The organism is Agromyces humatus, from assembly GCF_021228295.1.
Classification (GTDB): Bacteria; Actinomycetota; Actinomycetes; order Actinomycetales; family Microbacteriaceae; genus Agromyces; species Agromyces humatus.
In genome coordinates this window covers 50,501-71,150 of the sequence record NZ_JAJQPD010000003.1, presented here as the reverse complement: position 1 = coordinate 71,150, position 20,650 = coordinate 50,501, and the positions used below count along the sequence as shown (strand labels likewise).

The following is a 20,650-nucleotide window of genomic DNA, read 5'->3' as shown; positions in this document are numbered from 1 at the left end:
CCACCCACACGACAGAGTTGAGTTGAGTAGACTCAAGTTTGAACGAAGGGAGAGTGCCAGTGGCCAACATGCAGGGCGCGCCGAGCTCGCAGGAAGAGCAGAAGTCGGCGCTCGAACAGTTCGGTGTCAACCTCACCGAGATCGCGAAGGCGGGAAAGCTCGATCCGGTGATCGGGCGCGACGCCGAGATCCGTCGGGTCAGCCAGGTGCTCACCCGGCGCACCAAGAACAACCCGGTGCTCATCGGCGAGCCCGGCGTGGGCAAGACCGCCGTCGTCGAGGGGCTCGCCCAGCGCATCGTCGCGGGCGACGTCGCCGAGTCGCTGAAGCACAAGCAGCTCATCTCGCTCGACATCTCGGCGCTCGTCGCGGGCGCCATGTATCGCGGCCAGTTCGAGGAGCGGCTGAAGGCCGTGCTGAAAGAGATCGACGAGGCCGAGGGCCAGATCATCACCTTCGTCGACGAGTTGCACCTGCTCATGGGCGCGGGCGGGGGCGAGGGTTCGGTCGCGGCATCCAACATGCTGAAGCCGATGCTCGCTCGCGGCGAGTTGCGCCTCATCGGCGCGACCACGCTCAACGAGTATCGCGAGTACATCGAGAAGGACGCCGCGCTCGAGCGCCGCTTCCAGCAGGTGTACGTCGGTGAGCCGTCGGTCGAAGACACCGTCGCGATCCTTCGCGGACTCAAGGGACGCTACGAGGCGCACCACGGGGTCACCATCAGCGACGCGGCGCTCGTGGCCGCGGCATCCCTTTCGAATCGCTACATCTCGGCCCGTCAGCTGCCCGACAAGGCCATCGACCTCGTCGACGAGGCCATGTCTCGGCTCAAGATGGAGATCGACTCGAGCCCCGTCGAGATCGACCAGCTCAAGCGCCAGGTCGACCGGCTGAAGCTCGAGGAGCTCGCCCTCAAGAAAGAGAAGGACGACGCGTCGAAAGAGCGCCTCGCCAAGCTTCGCGAGGCGCTGGTCGACCATGAGCGCGAGCTCGCCGACCTCGAGGCCCGGTGGGCACGCGAACGGATGTCGCTGAATCGCGTCGGCGACCTGAAGCGCCGGCTCGACGAGGCGGTGACCGAGCGCGACCGGGCCATGCGCGAGGCCGACTACGCGCGCGCCTCGAAACTCGAGTACGAGACGATCGCTCAGCTGCAGCGTGATCTGGCGGCTGCCGAGCAGGCCGAGGCCGCACCCGACGAGCCGCGCATGGTGAACGAGCAGGTCACCGAAGAGGACATCGCGCAGGTCATCGCCGCGTGGACGGGCATCCCCGTCGGCCGGCTGCTGCAGGGCGAGACCGAGAAGCTGCTGCACCTCGAAACCGAACTCGGCAAGCGGCTCATCGGCCAGAAGCGCGCCGTCGCCGCGGTCGCCGACTCGGTTCGCCGCTCGCGTGCGGGCATCAGCGACCCGAACCGTCCGACGGGATCCTTCCTGTTCCTCGGCCCGACGGGTGTCGGCAAGACCGAGCTCGCGAAGGCGCTCGCCGAGTTCCTCTTCGACGACGAGCACGCCATGGTGCGCATCGACATGTCGGAGTACGGCGAGAAGTTCTCGGTCTCGCGGCTCGTCGGCGCGCCACCCGGGTACGTCGGCTACGACCAGGGCGGCCAGCTCACCGAGGCCGTGCGGCGTCGCCCGTACTCCGTGATCCTGTTCGACGAGGTCGAGAAGGCGCACCCCGAGGTGTTCGACGTGCTGCTGCAGGTGCTCGACGACGGTCGCCTCACCGACGGCCAGGGCCGCACGGTCGATTTCCGCAACACGATCCTCATCCTCACGTCGAACCTCGGCTCGCAGTACCTGATCGACCCGTCGCTCGCGTGGGACGAGAAGGAGCAGGCCGTGCTGCAGGCCGTGCGGCAGGCGTTCAAGCCCGAGTTCGTGAACCGGCTCGACGACATCGTCGTGTTCTCGTCGCTCAGCGAAGAGGAACTCGCCGAGATCGTGAACCTCTACATCGACCGGCTGTCGCTGCGTCTGCACGAGCGCCGGCTCGAACTCGGGGTCACGCCCGACGCGCGGGCCTGGCTCGCCGAGCGCGGCTACGACCCGCTCTACGGTGCCCGGCCGCTGCGCCGGCTCATGCAGCACGAGATCGACGACCGCCTCGCCCGGGCGCTGCTCACCGGTGCGGTGCGCGACGGTGACGCGGTCGTCGTGGGGCTCGACGATGACGGCGAATCACTGACGGTGATGCGGGCCGAGGCTCCGGTCGGCGACGGTGCGGTCGATCTCGATGACGACGTGATCGACGCCGAGATCATCGACGAGGGACAGTAGGCGGAGTCAGTCGTCGGCGCGCTCGGGCTCGGGCGCGGGCTCGCGCTCGGCCGACGGTTCGCGCACGCCGTTCGCGCTCGCCGGAATGCGCCGTTCGAGGGCGATGGCCAGCAGGCCGATGCCGATGCAGCCGACGACCATGATGCCGATGTACACCGCGGACAGTCCTTGATCGAGCAGCAGGCCCGCGGCGATCGGTCCGGCGATCGCGCCTCCTTGGAACGCCGCCGAGTTGATCGCGTTGTAGCGGCCGCGGTTGTGGTCGGAGGCGAGGTCGTTGTACACCGCGGGCACCGTGGGCTGCAGCAGGGTCTCTCCGAAGGCGAACACGCCCATGAAGGCCAGCACGCCGATGGCGGCGGCGAGCGAATCGGGAAGCAGCCCGGCCGCGCCGAGTATCAGCCACGAGCACGCCCACACGAGCGCCATCACCCACATGACCCGGGTGCGACGTCGACCCGTGATGTACTTCAGCACGGTGAACTGCAGTAGCACGATCACGGCGGTGTTGACGGCGAAGGAGAGCCCGATCACGCGGGTCGAGACCTCGGCCACCTGCCGCGCGTAGGCCGGGAACCCGGCCTCCATCTGGCCGTAGCCGATGAACATCGCAATGAAGGTGAGCAGCGTCACCCAGACCACCGCGGGCCGGCGGAGGATCTCGCGATAGCCGCCGGTCGTCGGGGCGTCGTCGGAGGGCTCGGCCTGGGTGCGGACGTGGCGGAGGGGCCCGAGCAGCAACGCGACCGGCACGAGGCAGCTGATCGCGTCGATGAGGAAGATCGCGGTGAAGGTCTCGGGCGAGTCGACGTCGATGTAGAACCCGCCGATGATGCCGCCCACGCCGATGCCGAGGTTGACGAGGGCGAAGTTGACGCCGAAGTACTGCAGACGAAGGTCGCCGTCGACCACGGCGGCGATCAGCGCGTTGAACCCCGGCCAGGAGACGCCGAAGTTCACGCCGATCAGCACGAGCGCGACCGCGGCGACCGCGGGGTGGGTGGCGAATGCGAGCAGTGTGCAGCCGGCGATCATCGCCGTCAGCCCGGTGAGCAGCACCGCGCGCGCGCCGAAGCGGTCGATGAGCGTGCCGCCCGGGCCCGTCACGATGAGCCCGACGACCGCGATCAGGCTCATCAGCGCGCCCGAGAGGCCGAGATCGAAGCCCCGCACCTCGTGCAGGTAGATGATCGTGAACGGCAGCGTCAGCCCCCGGCCGAGCGTCTGGATCGCGACCGTCGACAGCAGCCAACGCCCCTCGGTGGGGAGCGCGCCCCAGAACCCTCTCATGCCCGTCACTCCAGCATCCTGCCGGATACCACCGACATCGGCGATTCGGGCGCGAGCATGGGCGTGGCGACATTTCACCCGCCGGGCGTACCCTGCCGCCATGACGCTGCGCACGGGCCCCGGTCAACGCCTCGACGAAGGTCACTCGATCGTCGAGACCGACCGCGGGGCGGTGCGGGGCGCGAGGCGACGTGGCGTGCGCATCTGGCGGGGCATCCCGTACGCGGCCGACACGTCCGGCGATCGACGCTTCCGGGCGCCGCTGCCGGCGCTCGCCTGGGACGACGTGCGCGACGCCTTCGCGTATGGTCCGGTCGCTCCGCAGAAGCGCAGGGGCCAGTTCATCGGTGCCTCGCCGCGCCTTGCGCGCAGCGAGGACTGCCTCAGCGTGAACGTGGTCGCCCCAGCCGATTCGGATGACCCGGCCCGCGGCCGACCCGTCATGGTGTTCATCCACGGCGGGGCCTACAGCGTCGGCTCGTCGGGCGAGTATCCGCAGCAGGGCGAGCGGCTCGTGCGCCGGCACGGCGTCGTCTACGTGAGCTTCAACTACCGCCTGGGCGCGCTCGGGTGGCTCGACTTCCGGGCGTACTCGTCGCCGAGGCATCCGTTCGAAGGCAATCTCGGGCTGCGCGACCAGGTCGCGGCGCTCGAGTGGGTGCACCGCAACATCCGTGCGTTCGGCGGCGATCCCGGGAACGTGACGCTGTTCGGCGAGTCGTCGGGCGCGAATGCCGTCACGACGCTGCTGACGGTGCCCGCCGCGGAGGGGCTGTTCGCGCGCGCGATCTCGCAGAGCTCGCCGGCGAACGCGGTCTACCTGCCGGAGGTCGCGGCGAAGTGGGCCGGCGAATACGTGCAGCATCTCAGTCGCCTCGTCGATGACGACGACCTCGACAGCGAATCGCCCGAGGATGCCGCGGCGATGCTCCGCGCAACCGACGCGATGCTGCTCGCCGAGGCGACCACCGCGCTCACCGTGCGCACGCCCGACGAGAACCCCGGCACCATCAGTCTCGCGCCCGTCATCGACGGCGAGTTCCTGCCGCACCGCCCGCTCGACGCATTCCGGGACGGCCTTGCGCACCGAGTCCCGCTCATCATCGGCACGAACGACCGCGAGGGGTCGCTCTTCGAGGGGCGCATCAGCATCCTGCCCACGACCAAACCTCGGATCCGGGCGATCTTCGCGAACACGAAGAAGAAGGCGCGCAAAGCGATCAAGCGGCAGTATCCCGGTCTGCCCGACCGTCGCCCGGCGGCCGACTTCGCGGGTGACTTCACGTTCTGGTTCCCGACGGTGAAGTTGGCCGAGCGGCACTCGAGGTTCTCGCCGGTGTTCATGTACCGCTTCGATGCGGCCCCGCGCATGCCGCGACTGCTCGGCCTCGACGCGACGCACGGCCTCGAGCTCTTCGCGCTCTTCGAGAAGTTCGACAACCCGACCGGCGTCGGCCTCACGCTGCTCGGCGGGCGGCGCATGTTCCGCGAGGTCGGGCGGCGCATGCAGGGTCACTGGGTCGCGTTCGCGACATCCGGCGCGCCGCTCGACGACTGGCCGGCGTACGACGAGGCGACCCGGCGCACCCTCGTCTTCGACCGCGTCGACCACGTGGAACTCGACCCGCGGCGCGAGAAACGGCTCGCGTGGCAGGCGTTCGTGCCGCACGTGTGAGGCGCGCGTCGGTCGAGTCGGCCCGGCAGGGCCGTATCGAGATCACGCGACACCGGGTCTCGATACACTCGCTGCGCTCACTACTCGACCAGCGGTGGCCGCCGTAGGCTCGAACCATGCGCGCCACCGTCATTCACGCCGCCCGCGACATCCGTGTCGAAACCGTGCCCGACCCCGTGCTGTCGACCGGTGGCGATGCGATCGTGAGGGTCGTCGCGGCGTGCGTGTGCGGCTCCGACCTGTGGCCGTATCGAGGAGTCACGCCGACGCGCGCACCGCACCGCATCGGGCACGAGTTCGTCGGCGTGGTCGAGGCGGTCGGCGAGGGCGTGCAGCACGTCGCCGTGGGCGACTTCGTGATCGCCCCGTTCTACGTGTGCGACAACACGTGCATCAACTGCCGCAACGGGGTGTCGACGTCGTGCCTGCACGGAGGTTGGTGGGGCGCCGACGACCGGTTGGGCGGCTTCGCCGACGGCGGGCAGGGGGAGCGGGTGCGCGTGCCGCTCGCCGACGGCACCCTCGTCGTCGTGCCCGGTCCCGTCGGCGACGACGAGGTCCCCGGACTGCTCGCCCTCTCCGACGTGATGGGCACCGGCCACCACGCCGCCGTGTCGGCCGGGGTCGGTCCGGGCGACTCGGTCGCCGTCGTGGGCGACGGTGCGGTCGGCCTCTGCGCGATCATCGCGGCGCGACGGCTCGGCGCGTCGACGATCATCGCCATGTCGCGGCATCCGCAACGACAGGAGCTCGCCCGTGATTTCGGCGCGACGCACATCGTGGCCGAGCGCGGCAACGTCGGCATCACGGCCGTGCAGGAGATCACCGGCGGCATCGGCGCCGACCGGGTGCTCGAATGCGTGGGCTCGAAGGAGTCCATGGACCAGGCGATCCGCTCGACCCGCCCGGGCGGCATGGTCGGGTACGTCGGGGCGCCGAACGGCGGGCCCGAGTTGCCCGTGCGGCCGCTCTTCAACCGCAACGTCGGGGTCAACGGGGGCGTCGCACCGGTGCGCGGGTACATCGACGAGCTGCTGCCCGACGTGCGGTCGGGAGCGATTGCGCCGGGCCGGGTGTTCGATCTCGAGCTGCCGCTCCGCGACGCCGCCGCGGCGTACGCCGCCATGGACGAGCGCCGCGCGATCAAGGTGCTGCTGCGCCCCTGACGGCGCGAATGACCGGCGGATGTCGCGGCCACGACGGCCTGCGATCGGCGGGCGTGCCCTGAACTGGGGATCGGCGGTGAGCCCTCAGGTTCGTACCCTGAGAAGAGGCAAATCAAGGATTTCTCATGACTGTGAAACGCCGCAGACTGACCACGAGTGCCTTCACCGCATTCGTCCTCTTGGCCGCCACCTCGCTCGCACTGTGGCAGCCGCCTCCCGCTGTCGCCGTCGATTCGCCCGTCCCCTCGCTCGTGTCGGCGCAGGTGACCACGCCGGTGGTGCAGGACGGTGAAGACGTCATCGTCGCCTGGGAGTTCGACGCCCCGGTCGACTTCGTGAGCTTCCACTTCAGCGATGCTCTCGGCGGACAGCAGCAGGTCACGTGGAACGGCAACCTGGCGGATGAGGCGGTCGAGGGCCTGCCGCCCGGAGAACTGACCGGAGAAGCCGTCGGGCACGTGGATGACCCGACCTGGCCGCGCGGAATGTTCACGCTCGACGGGTTCACGGTCGCGTGGGACGGCTGGAAGCACTCCGCCAGCTTCGACGGCGACGGAAGCCTCATCTGGAAGACCGAGGGCACCGGCGTTCCCGGCCCGCTGCCCGATCTGGCCGCCATCACCTTCGAGGTCGTCACCGAAGTCGACCTGTCGCGCGCGCCGTCGCTGACGAATGTCGGGCGCATCTCCTCGGCCGCACTCGCCGGTGGCGACACCCTGAGGGTGGCGTGGCTCTTCGATCGCCCGGTGGACGGCGTGAGCTTCGCGTTCACCGACTCGGCGGGCGGCGTGCACGTCGCCGAGTGGAGCTCGTACGAGGCCAACAACGGCATCGCCTCGCGGTCCGGTACCGCGACGGCGATCATCGACGCGAGCACCTGGCCGCTCGGGGCGGTGACGTTCAACGGCTTCGACTACCTGTGGCCGGCAGGGTCTCTGGGTGCGAACGCGGCCGGCGTCGCCCAGTGGAAGGTGCCCAGCGGTCTCGCCAACCCGACAGGAACCACGTTCGGCATCGGCGGGCTGAGCTTCACCGTCGTGTCCGCGCCTGACCCCGGCCCGGACCCCGATCCCGGTCCGGACCCCGATCCCGGTCCGGACCCCGATCCCGGTCCGGACCCCGATCCCGGTCCGGGTCCTGACCCTGACCCTGACCCTGACCCTGACCCCGGTCCCGGCCCGGATCCCGATCCGACTCTGACGATCGAGCGGTGGGCAGGTGCCGACCGATTCGCGACCGCGGCCGCGATCTCGAACGCGAACTTCGACCCCGGCGTGGGCGTGGTGTACGTGGCGAGCGGGATGAACTTCCCGGATGCGCTGGCGGGTGCAGCGGCGGCAGGCAAGGACAGTGGGCCGGTGCTGCTCGTGCAGCGGGGCTCGATCCCGTCGGTGATCGCGGCCGAGCTCGATCGGCTGAACCCCGGTCGCATCGTGGTGCTCGGCGGCAGGGGCGTCGTCGGCAATGCCGTGTTCCAGTCGCTCGACCAGTACACGGCGGGCACGGTGACGCGCTTGGCCGGCCTCGATCGGTTCGGCACGGCGGCAGCGATCTCGTCGAACAACTACGACCCCGCAGTGGGCGTGGTGTACGTGGCGAACGGGATGAACTTCCCGGATGCGCTGGCGGGTGCAGCGGCGGCCGGCAAGGACAGTGGGCCGGTGCTGCTCGTGCAGCGGGGCTCGATCCCGTCGGTGATCGCGGCCGAGCTCGATCGGCTGAACCCGGGTCGCATCGTGGTGCTCGGCGGCACCGGCGTCGTCGGCGGCGCCGTGTTCCAGTCGCTCGACCAGTACACCGCGGGCGCGGTGACGCGTATGGCCGGCCCCGACCGGTTCGGCACGGCCGCGTCGATCTCGAAGATCTTCGCGGCGGGCGTCGGCACGGTGTACGTCGCCAGCGGGATGAACTTCCCCGACGCACTCGCGGGCGCACCGGTCGCCGGAACGACCGCGGGTCCCGTGCTGCTCGTGCACGCCAACTCGATCCCGCCGGCCGTGGCCGCGGAACTGGCGAGGCTGAACCCCACCCGCATCGTGGTGCTCGGCGGCAAAGGTGTGGTCAGCAGCTCTCTCTTCCAGACGCTCGAGGGCTATCTGGGCTGATCGGCTTGCGGGGAACTGAACACACGCAACGCCACCGAACGGATGTCCCGGGCGCGGCCCCGGGACATCCGTTCGGCTTCGCAGCGGCGCCATCCGGAAACGGTCCGATCAGCCCCGTCGTCGGGCTCCATCCGTCGGTTCATCGCGCTCATCTGGATGGCGGACCCCGAGGTCGATCTTCAGTTCGGTGCACAGTGCGGAACGTGCGTCCCTCAATGCATCACCGAGGGGTAGAGGGCCGGGGTCGGCCACGCCTTCGAGCAGGTCGCGAAGGTGAAGATAACGGTGCAGCGCATCGCCCGACAGGAGCAATCCGTGCGTTCGATACCACACGCGCAATGTGCCGTTGTTGCCGTTCACGAGCACCGATCGGCCCTGCTCGTCGGCCATTGCGGCTGACGTCAGCGACGAGGTCAGTTCGCGGTAGGCGTCGAGTCGCGCCTCGAACAAGCCACTCACTTGTTCGACCGGCGAGCGAAGTTGGCCGGCGGAGCCGCGAACCCATTCCGTCGTCTGCGCGTCGGGCTCGATGCGGTTCCAACGGTCGGCCGCATCCTTCAGACGTGTCGTCGCGACATGCTCGTTCGCGGCGAGCTCGTTCAGGAACTGCTTCCATTGCACGAGATCGCGCTTCTCGTACGAGATCCACAGTTGCGACAGCAGATAGACGAGCGTCGGATCGAGGCTGAGCACGAAGTCCCGGTGCTCGGCGATTCGCTCGCGACCCAGGAACTCCTCGTGCACGAAGCGCTTCGAGAGGTACTCCCACCATGGCCTGCGACCTGCGTCAGGATCACTCTTCGGGATTCGGGGTCCGATCTCCTCGAGCTCCCGGCGAATCAGGCCGACGAAGCGGCGTCCGATCTGCCGCGACCTCCAAGTCGGCCATCCGACGGCGATCACGCCGCCGATGACCGTGGCGACGAGCGCGATGCACGCAGCGATGACCGGCGCCCACGCTCTGGACATCGTTGCGAACTCGTCCCACATCGCCGCACTCCTCTCGCGGTCGGGATCCCGGGATCACCGTACCGCGGTGGGGGTCAGGAGGCGTGCAGCTCGTCGCGGATGCCGGCGACGAAGGCGTCGATGTCGGCCTCGCTCGTGTCGAACGAGCACATCCAGCGCACCTCGCCCTTGGCGGCGTCCCAGTCGTAGAACTTGAAGCCGCGGTCGCGCAGCCGGTCGGAGACGCCCGCAGGCAGCACCGCGAACACGCCGTTCGACTGCGTGGGTTGCGAGAACCCGAGGCCGGGCAGCTCGCCCGCGGCGATGCCGGCGTCGAGCGCGTCGCGCAGGCGCGAGGCCATCTCGTTGGCGTGCGTGGCGTTGCGCAGCCACAGGTCGCCCTCGTAGAGCGCGATGAGCTGCGCCGAGACGAAGCGCATCTTCGACGAGAGCTGCATGTTGAGCTTGCGCAGGTACTTGAGGCCCTCTGATGCCTCGGGGTTCAGCACGACGATGGCCTCGGCGCCGAGGCATCCGTTCTTGGTTCCGCCGACGCTCAACAGGTCGACGCCGGCGTCGCGGGTGAACGCGCGCAGGGGCAGCCCGAGCGACGCGCCCGCGTTGCCGAGCCGCGCACCGTCGAGGTGCAGCTTCATGCCATGCCCGTGGGCGTGGTCGGCGATGGCCCGGATCTCGTCGGCCGTGTAGGCCGTGCCGAGCTCGGTGGTCTGCGTGATCGACACGACGAGCGGCTGGGCGCGGTGCTCGTCGCCCCAGCCCCACGCCTCGCGGTCGATGAGCTCGGGGGTGAGCTTGCCGTCGGGCGCGTCGACGGTGAGCAGCTTGATGCCGCCGACCCGCTCGGGCGCGCCGCCCTCGTCGGAGTTGATGTGCGCCGTCTTGGCCGAGATCACGGCACCCCAGCGCGGCAGCATCGACTGCAGCGCCGTGACGTTCGCGCCGGTGCCGTTGAACACCGGGAACGCCTCGATGCCCTTGCCGAAGTGCTGCGCGAACACCTCCTGAAGACGGTCGGTGTAGACGTCTTCGCCGTAGGCGACCTGGTGGCCGTCGTTCGCGGCGCTGATCGCGGCGAGGATCTCGGGATGCACCCCCGAATAGTTGTCGGAGGCGAAGCCGCGGAAGGATGTGTCGTGGAGCTGCTGGGTCACCGCACTATCCTCGCACCTCGTTCAGCCGCGCAGCGCCTCGCCGAGCGGCACCCGAGCGCCGGTCTTCAGCAGTGAGTTGCGGTAGATGCGTTCGCCGATCAGCACCGCGAGCGCCGTCGTCGCCAGGAGGATCGCGAGCGACACGAACGGCTCCCACCACTCGGCGGTGCCGAGGAACACCCGCATCGGCATGCCGACCGGTGCCGAGAACGGCACGTAGCTCATGATCGCGAGCACCGTGGGGTTGTCGTTGAAGAAGATGACGAGGAAATACGGGATCATCACGAGCATCGTCACCGGGGTCGTCACCGAACCGATGTCCTCGGCGCGCGACACCATGGCCGCGGTCGCCGCGAACAGCGCAGCGAGCATCACGAAGCCGATCGCGAAGAACACGATGAACCAGATCACCGAACTGCCGAGCCCGCCGAGCAGCACGCGCTGCCCCGTGAGCACGAGGCCCAGGATCGCGAGCGCCGCGATCGCGAGGATCTGCCCGAACGCGAGCAGGCTGTTGCCGATGACCTTTCCGGTGAGCAGCGCGCGGGCCGTGACGGTCGAGAGCAGGATCTCGACGACGCGGGTCTGCTTCTCCTCGACGACCGACTGGGCGATGGTCGTGCCGAACGTGAGCGCCGACATGAAGAACACGATGCCGAACCCGAAGGCGACAAGGTAGGCGAGCGTCGGGTCGACCGCCGCGGGCTCGAGCAGTTCGATGGTCGGCTGCACCGACAGTGCCTGCGCCACATCGGTGGGCGGGGAGTCGAGTCCGATCACGGTGATGCCGAGCGGGTCGGCGCCGTCCTGAGCCTGTCGAAGGGATGCCGCGGGCGCGACGATCGCGTCGACCTCTCCCTCGCGCAGCAATTGCTCGGCGGCGGCCTCGTCGGCAGCCGGAACCGCCTCGAGGGCGTCATTGCCGTCGACCACGGCGGTCGCGCCGCCGATGACGGCGACCTTCGTCGTCTCGGTCTGCGTGCCGAAGATGCTGCCGAGCACGACCGACGCGAGCACGGCGAGCATGAGCACGCCCGTCGAGATGAGGAACGCCTTGCTGCGAAGTCGCATCGTGATCTCGCGGCCGGCGATCAGCGAGACGCTGTCGACGAAGCTCGGGGTGCGGCGCTCGGTGTCTGCGACCGTGCTCATCGCACGACCTCCTTGAAGATCTGGGCGAGCGTGGTGTGCTCGCGGGTGAAGCTGACGACCTCGCCACGGGTGACCGCCTCGGCGAGCGTGGCCTGGCGAGCGGCATCCGATTCTGCTTCGAACACCGCCCAGCCGCCGTCGAACTCGACGACCTCGATGCCGGGCTGTCGGCGCAGCCAGCCGGCGTCGCCGGCGGTGAGCAGCTCCCATCGCTCGGAGCCGTGCTCGGTGCGCAACGCGTCGCCTGGGCCGGCGGCGGCGATGCGCCCGCCGGCGATGATGACGAGGTCGTCGCACAGCCGCTCGACGATGTCGAGCTGGTGCGACGAGAACAGCACGGGGGAGCCCGCGGCGGCGACGTCGGCGAGTACGCCCTGCACCGTCTCGACGGCCATCGGGTCGAGGCCCGAGAAGGGCTCGTCGAGCACGAGCACCTCGGGCTTGTGCACGAGCGCGGCCGCGATCTGGGCGCGTTGCTGGTTGCCGAGCGAGAGCGATTCGATCGTGTCGTTCGTGCGCTCGCCGAGGCCCAGGCGCTCGAGCAGTTCGAGTGCGTTGCGGTGCGCGGCAGCTGGCGTCCAGCCGTGCAGGCGCGCCAGGTAGACGGTCTGCTCGAGCACTTTCATCTTGGGGTACAGCCCCCGCTCCTCGGGCATGTAGCCGAAACGCCGACGGTCGGCCGCGGTGATCGGCGCGCCGCCGAGCATGACGCTGCCGCCGTCGGCGGCGAGCACCCCGAGGATGATGCGCATCGTCGTGGTCTTGCCGGCGCCGTTGCCGCCGACGAAACCCGTGAGGCGGCCGTCGCCGACCGTGAAGCTCACCTGGTCGAGTGCGAGGCGGTCGCCATAGCGTTTGCTGACGTTGCTGAGTTCGAGCATGCCCTCACGCTACGGATGTCGCGAGGACGGGGCATCCGCCGCACGACGGGTCTTCGGGCTCCGCCGCGTGACGGAGGGCCCCTCCCGCACTCGCCGCCGATCACTCCACGGCGGACCCGGGGGCATCAGCGCACGCGATACTCCATGCCGACGTGACCGCTGGGGTGCGTCACCATGTGATCGAGCTCGAGCCGCCGCTCACCCAGCTTCGCGGGGGTGAACGAGCGCCCTTCACCGATGAGCACCGGGACGACGCGCAGGCGGAGTTCGTCGACGAGCCCGGCTTCGAACAGCGAGTCCGCCAGCGTGAGGCTGCCCCAGACGACGATGGCGGAGAAGCGCTCCTTCAGCGCGGCGGCCGCTTCGGCCCCGTCGCCTCGGAGGATCTCGACCTCGCCGGCGCCCCACCGAGCATTCGTCAGGGCGTTCGATACGACGAACTTCGGTAGGCGGTTGATCGGCTCGGCCACCCGTTCGACCTCGGGGTCGGCCTGCGGCCAATACTCCGCGAACATGCGGTAGGTGTTCGCGCCAAGGAGGATCGCATCGACGTGCTCGAGGAACGCGAGCTGGTCGGCGTCGTTCGAGTCGACCTCATCGACCGCCTCGAAGAAGCCGATGCCGCCCTCGGGGTCGGCCGCGTAGCCGTCGACGCTCACGATCTGCTCGACGATGAGGCGGCCCATCACCCGGCCGCCTCTGCGAGCTGCTCGGCGAGCAGGTCGAACGCGGAGTCCCATCCGTCGTACACGTTCTCATCGCCGGGGGCGCCGTCGATGCCGACGAGGTGGAACCGTATCTCGGTGCGATCATCGGGCAGTTCGCGGAGCTCGACGGTGATGACCGGTACCTCGTCATCGGCGTCGCCCGGCGATCCCCAGGTGTACACGAGGCGCTCGGGCGGCGTGACCTCGCGGTAGACGCCGGCCGTCGGGTACTCCTGCCCATCGGCCGGGTTCACCATCGTGTAGGTGTAGCGGCCCCCGACGCGGGCGTCGACGGAGACGCTGCCCGGCTTGATCTCGATGCCGCGAGGGTGCCACCATTCGACGGCGTCGGCCTCGGTCGTCCACGCCTGCCAGACGAGGTCGCGGGGGGCGTCGAAGACGCGGGTGATCGTGAACTGCCTGCGCGTGGTGGCGCTCTGTTCGGTGCTGGTCTGTTCGGTGCTGGTCTGTTCAGGCATCGGCCGTTCCCTTCAATTCGCGGAGTCCTTGAGTCGGCGCAGTCGCTCGTCGAGCAGGTCGAAGCGCTCGTTCCACTCGTCGCGGTGCCGGTCGACCCAGGCGGATGCGTCGTCGAGCGGTTCGGTGCGAAGGGTGCAGCGGCGCCATTGTGCGTCGGCCGTGCGTTCGATGAGCCCGGCACGCTCGAGCACCTTGAGGTGCTGCGAGATCGCCGGTCGGCTCATCGAGAACGGCTCGGCCAGTTCGCCGACGGTCGTCGGCCCGCCACGCAGGCGCGAGATGATCGCGCGTCGTGTCGGATCGGCGAGCGCCTGGAACACGAGGCTGAGCTCGTCTTCGACCTGCGCCATGTAAGCAACTCCTTAATTAATGAATTCCTTAACTGTACGAGCAGGCGGATGCCGCGTCAACCCCTGTTCCGATGCAGCGGCTTTTCGGGCGACGTAGCGCCGGATCGTGCGGTCGAGCGTGGCGGTGACGGCTCGAAGCGAGTCGAGCGTGACCCATTCGTGGGCGGCGTGGGCGCCGCCGAGCACGCCCTCCCGGCACTGCTCGCACGCGACGTCGACCTGGTGCCCTACGAGGAGTACCCCGGAGCGCCCGTCGCGCCGATCACCAACATCCGCACCGAGCACTTCGCCGACGACCCCATGCTGATCGCCGCACCCCGCGACGCCCGGCGACCACGCTGGCCGAGCTCGCCGGCGCACGCTGGGCGATGGAGCCGCCCGGCACGCGATCGAGGGACTGGGCCGTCGCGGCCTGTCGCACCGCGGGCTTCGAGCCGAACGTCGCCTTCGAAATCCGTCGACGTGCTCCTCCACGCGCAGCTCGTCACGCGGGGCCAGGCCGTCGCGTTTCTGCCGGGCTCATCGCGACCGGCGCCGCGGCGTGCAACCTGCTGCCCAGCGGAGGCCGTCGTGCCATCCGACTCGCGCTTCGCAGCGGAAGCGAGAACAACCCGGCGATCGCCGCGGCGCGCGGCGCACTCCACGCCGTGGGGAGTGCGCTGCCGAGCTGATCGCGCGCCTCTCGAAGTGCGGCGTTCCTGCCCGGATCAGCAGGTCCTCACGTCGACGAGTTCGTCCCACAGGCGCTCGACTGAGGCCGCGACAGCGCCGTGCACGACGGTGTCTTCGGCGTACGGTGAGACCAGCACGGAGATGGGCACCCGGCTGATCTCGTTGAGCCCACGCTCGACCGCGTTCGTGAGCACGGCGCCGGCCCGTGCGATGCCGCCCGTGATGTAGACCCGGTCGAGGTCGAGCGCGAGGCAGATCGGGGCCAGTGCCTCGGCGGCGACGCCCGCGATGCGTTCGACCACATCGATGGCGGTGCGGTTGCCCTCGCTCGCCCGGCGGAAGACGTACTCCGTGGCGTCGATGTCGACGATATCGCGCGCGAACGTTCCGTTCGGGTCGCGCGCCGCCTCGAGGCGGGCGACCTCGGCGATCCGAGCCGCGCCGACCGCGCCCTCGAGGCTCGACCACTCCCTGCTCCAGGCGTCGCGCACTCGCAGTGCCCCGATCTCTCCGGCGGCAGAGCTCACGCCGTGGTATAGCCGCCGATCGAGCACGAGTCCGGCACCCAGGCGGGCCCCCCATTGGATCGTGAGGAACGACGCGGACGGCTGGTCGTCAGCGAGCATCGCCTGTGCTGCGAGGTTCGCGTCGTTGTCGATCGCGACGACACCGCCGACCAGTGCGCTGAGCTCGGCGACGAGGTCGAGTTCGGACCATTTGTCGATTCCGCGTACGTAACGCACTCGACCGCTGCGATGGTCGACGATTCCGACACTCGCAGCGGTGGTCACCGAGATCTCGTCGGCGTCGACGTGCGCTTCGGCCGTGACCTTCGAGATCGCGGCGCCGGCGATCTTCAGGAGCTCTCGTCCGTCGGTCGTCGAATGGCGGATCTCCGCTGTGGCGAGGGGTGCCCCGCCGGCATCGCACAGCCGCACGGCGACCCGGTGCGCGCCGAGATCGATGCCGATCACGGGGAAGCGGCGGCGATTGACCGCGACGCGGACCGCCGGGCGACCGAGTGATTCGATGGGCTCGTGGTGCGACAACCAGCCCCGACCGGTGAGCTCCTCGACGATCTGGGCAACGGTCGGGCGGGCGAGCCCGATCGAGTGAGCGAGTTCGACGATGCGCACAGGCTCCTCGCGGCGGCGCAGTTCGTTCATGACGCGGTCGGTGTTCAACTGCTTCAGCCGTGCGGTACCGACTGCCGTGCCCTGATCGTGCATCGTGCTCCCGTCGTGCTCAGCCGCAAGTGTAGTTTACGAACGGTATTTACGTATTGTCATTGCGAAATGGTGGTGGGATCTGGTTTGCTGGCCGAACCGCACCGTCGCGATCCGCCCGGGCGGCACCCCTCGCGGAAAGGTACGCGCATGCCACGTCTCATGTCGGCGCGGCGACTCGTCGTCGCCGCTGTCGCCTCCGTCCTCTTGATCCCGGTCGGTGTCGGTGCCGCTGAGGCCGATCCGGGTTCGACTCCTGCGGCCGATCGCAAGGCTCTCACCCACCACGGCTTCGAGTCGGCACGCGACTCGGCCGAGCGTCTGATCGGGTCGTCGGCCGACGCGCTCGACTTCGTCGAGTTCGACGTCGACGACGACGTCGAAGTACAGCCCGACACGTACACGGTTCGTGCCGTCGGCGGCCGTATTCGCATCGCGGCGACGACCGCCGCGACCGCCGTCGCCGGCCTGAACGCCTACCTCGGCACTATCGGGCAGTCCGTGTCGTGGAACGTTCGGAACGTCGAGCCAGGCGGTGAGCTGCCACTGCCCGAGGAGACGATCACGTCAACCGCGAACGTCACGCACCGCTTCTACGGGAACGACACGGAAGACGGGTACACGGGCGCCTACCGCAGCTGGGAGCAGTGGGAGGCCGAGATCGACGAGCTCGCCGCGCTCGGCTTCAACGAGGTCTTCATGCCCGTCGGCTCCGAGGCGGTCTACTACGAGGTGTTCCAGGAGTTCGGGTACACGGCAGAGGAGATGCGGGCATGGATCCCGCTGCCCGCGCACCAGCCCTGGTGGCTGCTGCAGAACATGTCCGGGTACCCCTCGGGCATCAGCGAGCACGTGCTCGAAGAGCGGGCGGCGCTCGGGCGGAAGATCGCCGATCGTCTCCGTGAGCTCGACATGGTGCCCGTGCTGCCGGGCTACTTCGGCACGGTGCCCTCCGCGTTCGCTGAGCGGAACGCCGACGCCAGGATCGAACCGCAGGGCGGCTGGGTCGGCTTCACCCGGCCCGACTGGCTCGACCCGAACTCAGGTGTGTTCAGCGCGCTCGCCGATTCGTTCTACTCGACTTCCGAAGAACTGCTCGGCGCTTCGACGATGTACAAGATGGACGTGCTCCACGAGGGAGGTCGCCGCGGCTCGGTCGATGTGCCCGCGGCGACGCGCGCCATCGAGTCCGCACTGCAGTCGGCGCATCCAGGAGCGCTCTGGGTGTTCCTCGGTTGGCAGAACAACCCGCCGAAGGACGTCGCGGCAGCAGTGAACCCCGAGACGACCTTCATCGTCGACGGACTCTCCGATCGCTATGACGGTCGAGGCGGCCTCGAGGAGCAATGGAGCGGCGTTCCCTACGCCTTCGGAACCATCTGGAACTTCGGCGGGCACTCGACCATCGGCGCGGAACTCTCGACCTGGAACGAGCGGTACTGGGCGTGGCGCGATCAGGAGGGCAGCGCCGTCGACGGCATTGCTGCGATGCCCGAGGGCGGGCTCAACAACCCCGCCGCGATCGACTTCTTCGCCGGTCTCGCCTGGCGTGACGGTCCCGTCGATGTCGGCGCATGGTTCGACGACTGGACGTTCCGCCGATACGGCGTCGCCGATGACGACGCGAAGGCGGCATGGCGCGTGATTGCAGAGACGGCCTACACGCTGCCGAAAAATAGCGGCTACAGCGAGGCGCACGATGGGCTCTTCGGTGCCGCCCCGTCGCTGACGAAGACGACGGCTGCGTCGTGGTCGCCCGGTTCGGCGGCGTACGACCTCGCGGAGTTCGCGGTCGCGCTCGAACACCTCGTCGCGGCATCCGACCGCATCGACAACGCGGCGTTCCGATACGACCTGATGGATGTCTCGCGGCAGGTCGTCTCGAACACCTCGCGAACGCTGCTTCCGCAGGTGCGACGCGCCTACCAGAGCCGGGATCTCGCGAAATTTGACGCGTTGACGACTGAATGGCTCTCGAACATCGACCTGCTGGACGAAATCGTCGGCACGCAGCCGCAGAACCTGCTCGGCCGGTGGATCGCCGACGCCCGCGCGATGGCCGGCAATGACGCGGAGGCCGACGCCCTCGAGTACGACGCGCGATCCGTGATCACGACGTGGGGCGAGGCATCCGCGGTGCAGGCGGGCCTGAACGACTACGCGAACCGTGAGTTCCAGGGCCTCGTCGGCACATACTACAAGGGTCGGTGGTCGCATTACTTCGACTCGCTTCGCGCCGCGTTGGTGAAGGGCGGCAACCCGGTCGCCATCAACTGGCACACCGTCGGTGCGGCATTCACCACGTCGACCGACGTGGGCGACTTCGCGACGGAGCCGTCGGGCGATATCGAGGCGCTTGCAGCCGAGGCGCTCGTCCGGCACGTCGACGCGGAGGTCCCGATCCCCGCTCCGCCGGCCGTCGGAACGCATTTCCTCTCGGATCTCGAGTTCTCAGCGGAGACGATCCCGGGCGGCTACGGGCCGATCGAACGGGACCGCGAGGTCGGCCAGGCCGGGGCCGGTGACGGCGGGCCCCTGCGTATCGCCGGCGTGCAGTACGCGAAGGGCCTGGGCGTGCAGGCGCCGATGTCCGTCTCGTTCAACCTGGGCGCCAAGTGCTCGGTGTTCGCCGCCGTCGTCGGCATCGACGACATCATGGTCAAGCCGAATGCCTACCCGAACGTGATCTTCCGGGTCGTCGGCGACGGGACAAAGCTCTTCGATTCGGGCGCGATGGCCGGCGGCGTATCCAAGCCGCTGTCGGTCGACGTCACGGGGGTTTCGACGCTCACGCTCGAGGTCGACGCGAATGCGGCGGCGTCGCTGCCGGGACACGGCGCCGAGTGGTGGGACCGTGCGGACTGGGCTGACGCAAAGGTCACCTGCGGCTGATTCGGCAGAACCGACCGGCCGGACTCCATCCGGCCGGTCGGTTCTGTTCGTTCTGTTCGCAGCGTGCTCCCTCAGGACCGTTGCCGAACGACCCCGTACTCGTACGCGTACACCATCGCGCGCACTCGGTCGCGCGCGCCGAGCTTCATGGGCACGTTCGCGACGTAGGTCGTCACGGTCGCCTCGCCGACCTACATGGGGCGCGCGATGTCGGCGGACGCTGTCAGAACGGCGCCGCTTCGGGAATCGCAGTCGGTTCTGAGACGGTCGTGAATCCCGTGGGCGTGGTGATCGAGACTCGGCCCTTCGGCAGTCGTCGGTAGGCGACACGGCTGACGTTCTTGCGGCGATTGCTGATTTCGCAGAGCGGGAACAGGTTGTCGCCATTGGTGGGGCCGACATCGCGCACCCACTCTTCGAGGTGGTCGACGTCGGAGTCGTCGGCCGGCCGCGAGCAATTGGGATCGATGCACTGTTCGAATCGCAATGCGATCCAGTCTCGTTGAGCCTTCGTGGGCCGATACCGCGTGCGGTCGTACTCGAGGATCTCACCGGTGAACGGGTCGGTGGCGACGCGGCGGAATGACGGGGCCTTCGCGAACAACCGCGCCGCGGAGACACGATCGATGCTGCCGTACCCGGGCAGCTCGATCGGTTGGTCGCCTTCGCCGAGCAGGGACAGCAACGGAATGAGCAACATCGGACGAACCTTTGCGGCGGTCGGTGTGCCGTCACCCGCGAGCCAGGCGACGGCGAGGTCGGCACGGATCTGATCTCGCGAACGCCAGCCGGCTTCACCGCGCCGGCTCTTCTGCTGTTCGGCGCGTGCAGTGGCGTTCAGCCGCTGGATGATGCGTACGGCGTCGGGTGCGGCAACAAGGGCGTGGATGAAGGTCATTCCGTCATCGGTCGGCTCGACCCACACGCGTCGGTCGGCGAAGGCGCGTGCGTGACGAACCTCGGCGGGCTCTCGCAACAGCCGCTGCTTCAGGCGGCGCGCCCGCAGACGGAATGACGAGGCCGTCGAGTTCGATGCGGCCGCCGCCAGCTTCTCATCGAACTCGGGCAGCGCCGCATCGTCGTGCCATCCCATCACGAGGTCGACTGCGGCGGTGACGTGGTCGACCGTGGTGTGACCGGCTGCGAATGCGGCGTGCAGTGTCGGCAACCGGTCTTCGAGCACCTGCGCGCTGTGCGCAATCGAGCGCACCCGGTTGGTCGAGAGCCGCAGTCGCAGCCCGACGTCGAACGCCGCAGCGTCTTCAGCGAACCTCAGCGCGTCGGCCCGGGCCATGCCCTCGGCGCGCAGGTAGACATGCGGATTCGCGCGAGCGAGTCGCATCAGTTCTGCCAGCGCGCCCCATTGGCGAGCATGAGCCCGGTTGATCTCGGTCTGTGCGCCATCGACGTCATGTATTCGATCGAGGATGAGGTCGAGGCCGGTCGCCACCGTCGTGCCCGGCGTCATCGTGGGCGCGAGGTTTCGTGCGGGAAGGGGTGCATGACTGTCTCCAGTTCACTCTCTTCGGCACGAGGTGGTGCAATTCTAGCAAACAGATTCGAACGATGTCAACGATTAGAATGTCAGAAATCAGAGATACATTCGATTGAGTCAGGCGCTCAGCGAAGACGCGTCAGGCCAGAGC

15 protein-coding genes are annotated in these 20,650 nt (G+C 68.9%); 5 read left to right on the top strand and 10 right to left on the bottom strand.

From position 1 onward, the window contains the following. The first annotated feature begins 68 nt into the window (after window positions 1–68). Entirely contained in the window at window positions 69–2,288 is a 2,220-nt protein-coding gene (locus LSF15_RS05565) for an ATP-dependent Clp protease ATP-binding subunit (protein WP_232497921.1), read from the top strand. A gap of 6 nt (window positions 2,289–2,294) precedes the next feature. Here the strand turns inward: LSF15_RS05565 and LSF15_RS05560 are convergent, their stop codons facing one another. Beyond that, window positions 2,295–3,578, bottom strand: coding sequence for an MFS transporter (locus tag LSF15_RS05560; protein WP_232497920.1), 1,284 nt, complete (start codon window positions 3,576–3,578; stop codon window positions 2,295–2,297). A gap of 100 nt (window positions 3,579–3,678) precedes the next feature. Here LSF15_RS05560 and LSF15_RS05555 point away from each other — a divergent pair, with 100 nt between their 5' ends. The 3 genes from LSF15_RS05555 (at window position 3,679) to LSF15_RS05545 (ending at window position 8,524) form a co-directional block, all read left to right on the top strand. Beyond that, the gene (locus LSF15_RS05555; RefSeq protein WP_232497538.1) at window positions 3,679–5,253 is read left to right on the top strand and encodes a carboxylesterase/lipase family protein; all 1,575 of its coding nucleotides are present in this window, start codon (window positions 3,679–3,681) and stop codon (window positions 5,251–5,253) included. A gap of 116 nt (window positions 5,254–5,369) precedes the next feature. Next, window positions 5,370–6,419, top strand: coding sequence for a zinc-dependent alcohol dehydrogenase family protein (locus LSF15_RS05550; protein WP_232497537.1), 1,050 nt, complete (start codon window positions 5,370–5,372; stop codon window positions 6,417–6,419). 125 nt (window positions 6,420–6,544) lie between these two features. Continuing rightward, window positions 6,545–8,524, top strand: a complete 1,980-nt coding sequence (locus tag LSF15_RS05545) for a cell wall-binding repeat-containing protein (protein WP_232497536.1) — start codon at window positions 6,545–6,547, stop codon at window positions 8,522–8,524. A 108-nt stretch (window positions 8,525–8,632) separates the two neighbouring features. On the opposite strand, the gene LSF15_RS05540 is transcribed toward LSF15_RS05545, so the two are convergent. The 8 genes from LSF15_RS05540 to LSF15_RS05505 form a co-directional block, all read right to left on the bottom strand. Next, entirely contained in the window at window positions 8,633–9,514 is an 882-nt protein-coding gene (locus LSF15_RS05540) for a hypothetical protein (protein ID WP_232497535.1), read from the bottom strand. Window positions 9,515–9,567: 53 nt separating this feature from the next. After that, window positions 9,568–10,644: a threonine aldolase family protein gene (locus LSF15_RS05535; protein ID WP_232497534.1), complete on the bottom strand. Its 1,077-nt coding sequence runs from the start codon at window positions 10,642–10,644 to the stop codon at window positions 9,568–9,570. Window positions 10,645–10,665: 21 nt separating this feature from the next. Continuing rightward, entirely contained in the window at window positions 10,666–11,796 is a 1,131-nt protein-coding gene (locus tag LSF15_RS05530) for an ABC transporter permease (RefSeq protein ID WP_232497533.1), read from the bottom strand. After that, entirely contained in the window at window positions 11,793–12,677 is an 885-nt protein-coding gene (locus tag LSF15_RS05525; protein ID WP_232497532.1) for an ABC transporter ATP-binding protein, read from the bottom strand. The genes LSF15_RS05530 and LSF15_RS05525 overlap by 4 nt, the downstream gene beginning before the upstream one ends. 125 nt (window positions 12,678–12,802) lie before the next feature. Continuing rightward, a complete protein-coding gene (locus LSF15_RS05520) occupies window positions 12,803–13,363 on the bottom strand; it encodes a dihydrofolate reductase family protein (RefSeq protein ID WP_232497531.1) in 561 nt (186 codons plus the stop codon). Continuing rightward, window positions 13,363–13,863, bottom strand: a complete 501-nt coding sequence (locus LSF15_RS05515; protein ID WP_232497530.1) for an SRPBCC family protein — start codon at window positions 13,861–13,863, stop codon at window positions 13,363–13,365. Before LSF15_RS05515 ends, LSF15_RS05520 begins: the two co-directional genes overlap by 1 nt. A 12-nt stretch (window positions 13,864–13,875) precedes the next feature. Then, the gene (locus LSF15_RS05510; RefSeq protein ID WP_232497529.1) at window positions 13,876–14,214 is read right to left on the bottom strand and encodes an ArsR/SmtB family transcription factor; all 339 of its coding nucleotides are present in this window, start codon (window positions 14,212–14,214) and stop codon (window positions 13,876–13,878) included. 707 nt (window positions 14,215–14,921) lie between these two features. After that, complete coding sequence (locus tag LSF15_RS05505; RefSeq protein ID WP_232497528.1) at window positions 14,922–16,115, bottom strand: ROK family transcriptional regulator; 1,194 nt, start codon at window positions 16,113–16,115, stop codon at window positions 14,922–14,924. Window positions 16,116–16,262: 147 nt separating this feature from the next. Here LSF15_RS05505 and LSF15_RS05500 point away from each other — a divergent pair, with 147 nt between their 5' ends. Beyond that, window positions 16,263–19,004: an alpha-N-acetylglucosaminidase TIM-barrel domain-containing protein gene (locus tag LSF15_RS05500; protein WP_232497527.1), complete on the top strand. Its 2,742-nt coding sequence runs from the start codon at window positions 16,263–16,265 to the stop codon at window positions 19,002–19,004. Between the two features lie 223 nt (window positions 19,005–19,227). Here LSF15_RS05500 and LSF15_RS05495 read toward each other — a convergent pair whose 3' ends face one another. Continuing rightward, entirely contained in the window at window positions 19,228–20,472 is a 1,245-nt protein-coding gene (locus LSF15_RS05495) for an HNH endonuclease signature motif containing protein (RefSeq protein ID WP_232497526.1), read from the bottom strand. Window positions 20,473–20,650 lie beyond the last annotated feature (178 nt).

Bases quoted from the DNA above. Each gene is read 5' to 3' on its own strand.
- LSF15_RS05565 (WP_232497921.1), top strand. From the start codon at position 69: ATGCAGGGCGCGCCGAGCTCGCAGGAAGAGCAGAAGTCGGCGCTCGAA.
- LSF15_RS05560 (WP_232497920.1), bottom strand. From the start codon at position 3,578: ATGAGAGGGTTCTGGGGCGCGCTCCCCACCGAGGGGCGTTGGCTGCTG.
- LSF15_RS05555 (WP_232497538.1), top strand. From the start codon at position 3,679: ATGACGCTGCGCACGGGCCCCGGTCAACGCCTCGACGAAGGTCACTCG.
- LSF15_RS05550 (WP_232497537.1), top strand. From the start codon at position 5,370: ATGCGCGCCACCGTCATTCACGCCGCCCGCGACATCCGTGTCGAAACC.
- LSF15_RS05545 (WP_232497536.1), top strand. From the start codon at position 6,545: ATGACTGTGAAACGCCGCAGACTGACCACGAGTGCCTTCACCGCATTC.
- LSF15_RS05540 (WP_232497535.1), bottom strand. From the start codon at position 9,514: ATGTGGGACGAGTTCGCAACGATGTCCAGAGCGTGGGCGCCGGTCATC.
- LSF15_RS05530 (WP_232497533.1), bottom strand. From the start codon at position 11,796: ATGAGCACGGTCGCAGACACCGAGCGCCGCACCCCGAGCTTCGTCGAC.
- LSF15_RS05525 (WP_232497532.1), bottom strand. From the start codon at position 12,677: ATGCTCGAACTCAGCAACGTCAGCAAACGCTATGGCGACCGCCTCGCA.
- LSF15_RS05520 (WP_232497531.1), bottom strand. From the start codon at position 13,363: ATGGGCCGCCTCATCGTCGAGCAGATCGTGAGCGTCGACGGCTACGCG.
- LSF15_RS05515 (WP_232497530.1), bottom strand. From the start codon at position 13,863: ATGCCTGAACAGACCAGCACCGAACAGACCAGCACCGAACAGAGCGCC.
- LSF15_RS05510 (WP_232497529.1), bottom strand. From the start codon at position 14,214: ATGGCGCAGGTCGAAGACGAGCTCAGCCTCGTGTTCCAGGCGCTCGCC.
- LSF15_RS05505 (WP_232497528.1), bottom strand. From the start codon at position 16,115: ATGCACGATCAGGGCACGGCAGTCGGTACCGCACGGCTGAAGCAGTTG.
- LSF15_RS05500 (WP_232497527.1), top strand. From the start codon at position 16,263: ATGCCACGTCTCATGTCGGCGCGGCGACTCGTCGTCGCCGCTGTCGCC.
- LSF15_RS05495 (WP_232497526.1), bottom strand. From the start codon at position 20,472: ATGACGCCGGGCACGACGGTGGCGACCGGCCTCGACCTCATCCTCGAT.